Raw genomic sequence first — 3047 nt, forward strand, 5'->3', positions numbered from 1 at the left:
GAGGGGGGTCCGTTCCCGGCTGCGCCCGGGGCGGGCACGACCCAGCGAGCAGACCCTCCACCGAAGCGATCCCTGCAGGGAGCTTTTCCGCAAGGCGAACGAGATCGCCGGGCGGGAGGGGCGGGAGGAAACCGGGGCCGGAGATCTTCTGACGGCGGTTCTCTCCGATCCGGGGGCGATCATCTCGGCCGCCCTGGCCGGGGCAGGAGCTATCACGGGAGATATGCGCAGGGAGGCTGCTCCCGGGCGGCCCCCTTCCCAGGGGAGGCAGCAGGAACGGGGTCCCCGCGACGATGGGGAGACGGAACCACGGTGGTTTCCCAGGAGGCGGTTCCGGACGACACGCCGATGCTCGACCGGTACGGCCGGGACATCACCCGGGCGGCCCGGGAAGGGAGGCTGCTGCCGTTCGTCGACTCCGACAGGACCCGCAACACCGTCCGCCAGCTCCTGAAGGTCCTGATGATGCCCACGAAGAACAACCCGGTGCTCGTGGGGGAGGCGGGAGTGGGGAAGACGGCGATCGTGGAGGCGCTCGCGGAGCGGGTGGCGAACGGGCGGGACCGGCGCGTCCTGTCAGGGAAGCGGGTGGTGGAGCTTTCGATGGCGGAGCTGGTCGCGGGGACGAAGTACCGCGGGGAGTTCGAGGAGCGGCTGACCCGGGTGATCGAGGAGGTCCGGGCCCACCCCGACGTGATCCTCTTCATCGACGAGTTTCACACGGTCGTCGGCGCGGGGAGGGCCGAGGGGGCCCCGATGGACGCGGGGAACATCATGAAGCCGGCGCTCGCCCGGGGCGAGCTGCGCTGCATCGGCGCCACGACGATCGCGGAATACCGCAAGAGCGTGGAGAAGGATCCCGCGCTGGAGCGGCGCTTCCAGCCGATCCAGGTGGCGGAGCCCGGACGCGAGGAGACGGTGGATATTCTCACAGGGCTCCGGGCCCACCGGGAATCCCATTTCGGGGTCACCATCGCGGACGAGGCGCTCGACGCCGCGGTGGACCTCTCGATCCGGTTCGACCCGGGGCACTTCCTTCCCGACAAGGCGATCGACCTCCTGGACCGCGCCTGCGCGGAGGCCCGGGTCCCCATGCTCTCCCTCGCGCTGGAGCCGGTACAGGAAGGACCGATGGGAGTGGCGGTGGTGCGGTCGGAGATCGTCGCGCGGGTGATGGCCGAGAAGGCCGGAATCCCGGTCCAGGTCGTGCAAGGCGGGCTTACCGGGCTCACGGAGTCGCGCGTACGGGGGCTCGAGGAATATCTGAACCGCCACGTCGTGGGGCAGGAGGAGGCGGCCTCCCGCATCTGCCGGAGACTGCTTCTCTCCCACGCCGGACTCGGGGACCGGCGGAGGCCGCTCGGGGTCTTCCTCTTCCTGGGACCGTCGGGTGTGGGAAAGACCGAGATGGCGAGGCGGCTCGCCTCCTACCTTTTCGACGAGGAGCGCGCCTTCATCCGGCTCGACATGTCGGAGTACCAGGAGAACTCCTCCGCGACGCGGCTGATCGGAGCCTCTCCCGGGTATATCGGGTACGACGAGGGGGGGCAGCTCACCGGCCGTCTGCGCACCACCCCCTATTCGGTGGTGCTTCTGGACGAGGTCGACAAGGCGGCCCCGAGGGTGTTCGACCTCTTCCTCCAGCTGTTCGACGAGGGGAAGATCACCGATGCCCAGGGGAGGACGGCCGACGCGAGGAACTCGATCTTCGTCATGACCGGGAACATCCGGACCGGGAAGGAGATCGGGTTCGGCGCCGCGGATTCGCCGGGCGGCGACGTCGAAGGGGCTCTCACCGAGGTCCGCCGGCGGTACCGGCCGGAGTTCCTGAACCGGATCGACGAACAGATCGTCTTCCGGAGGCTCGCTTCCGGGGATGTCCGGACCGTCCTGGACCGGCAGCTTGCCGCGCTGGAGGAGGACCTCCAGGCGCGGTCCGGGATCACCCTGGTCGTGGAGCCGGAAGCCCGGGAGTGGCTCGCCGAGGAGGGGAACAGCCCGGAATACGGAATCCGGGAGCTCGGGAGGGCGATCGACCGGTGGATCCGGGGGCCGGTCAGCGAGCGGATCGCGGCCGGGAAGCTGGAACCGGGGGGGCGCCCCGTCGTGGCGAGGAAGGGGCCGGAGGGTATCGTCCTCGAGTGATCAGTAGAGGATCTTCCGGACCAGGTTCTCCCGGACGTCCGTGAAATAGATCGTATCCGTATTCCCGGCGATCCCTGCCGGGGAGTTCAGCAGGGCGGAGGAGGCGTCGCCGTCCCGGGTCGTCGCGGCCTCCGGCGTTCCCGCGAAGGTCGTGACGGTTCTCGACGCACTGATCCTGCGCACCGCATGGTTTCCCGGATCCGCTACATAGAGGACGGTGCCGACCGCCCCGATCCCGTCCGGGGAGGAAAAGCGCGCCGCATTCCCCTGCCCGTCGGCGAAGCCGGCCACACCCGAGACGCCGGCGTATGTGTCCGTTGCGCCGGAAGAAATTGCGATCCTCCGGATCGAATGGTTTCCCGTGTCGGCCACGTACAGGGCCGAGGTTCCCGTTACGGCGATTCCGGCGGGGGCATTGAAGCGGGCCGAGGGCCCGGTTCCGTCCGCCGATCCCGGCGTTCCGGCCGATCCCGCCACGGTCGTGACCACCCCGGAGAGGGTGACCTTCCGCACGGTGTGGTTCCCCGTGTCCGTCACATAGAGGGCGCTTCCCAGCGCGGAGATCCCCTGCGGTCCGTTGAACCGCGGGGGGCTGTCCGTGGAGCCGGAAGTCCCGGCGAGCCCGGCGACCGTGGAGACGACCCCGGCGGAGGTGATCTTCCGGAGGGTGTGGTTCCCGGTGTCCGTCACGTAGAGGTCGGTTCCCAGGGCGGCGATTCCCCGCGGCCGGTTGAACCGCGGGGGGCTGTCCGTGGAGCCGGAAGTCCCGGCGAGCCCGGCGACCGTGGAGACGACCCCCGCCGGTGTGATCTTCCGGATCGTGTGATTTTCCGTGTCGGCCACGTAGAGATCGTCCCCCAGGAGGGCGATCCCCGCGGGACCGGAGAATCTAGCCGCGACGC

Annotated in this window: 2 protein-coding genes and 1 pseudogene (1 of these 3 running past the window's edge); 2 read left to right on the forward strand and 1 reads right to left on the reverse strand. The window is 69.7% G+C overall.

The window, feature by feature from the left end:
- A pseudogene (locus A2X88_05780) lies at window positions 1-454 on the forward strand (hypothetical protein) (it extends 242 nt beyond the left edge of the window).
- Entirely contained in the window at window positions 349-2145 is a 1797-nt protein-coding gene (locus tag A2X88_05785) for a hypothetical protein (GenBank protein ID OGP33757.1), read from the forward strand. Before A2X88_05780 ends, A2X88_05785 begins: the two are co-directional and overlap by 106 nt.
- On the opposite strand, the gene A2X88_05790 is transcribed toward A2X88_05785, so the two are convergent.
- A partial coding sequence (locus A2X88_05790; protein ID OGP33758.1) for a hypothetical protein occupies window positions 2146-3047 on the reverse strand: 902 nt, incomplete at its 5' end.

The sequence above is a fragment of the Deltaproteobacteria bacterium GWC2_65_14 genome (genome assembly GCA_001797615.1).
Taxonomy (GTDB): Bacteria; Desulfobacterota; Deferrimicrobia; order Deferrimicrobiales; family Deferrimicrobiaceae; genus GWC2-65-14.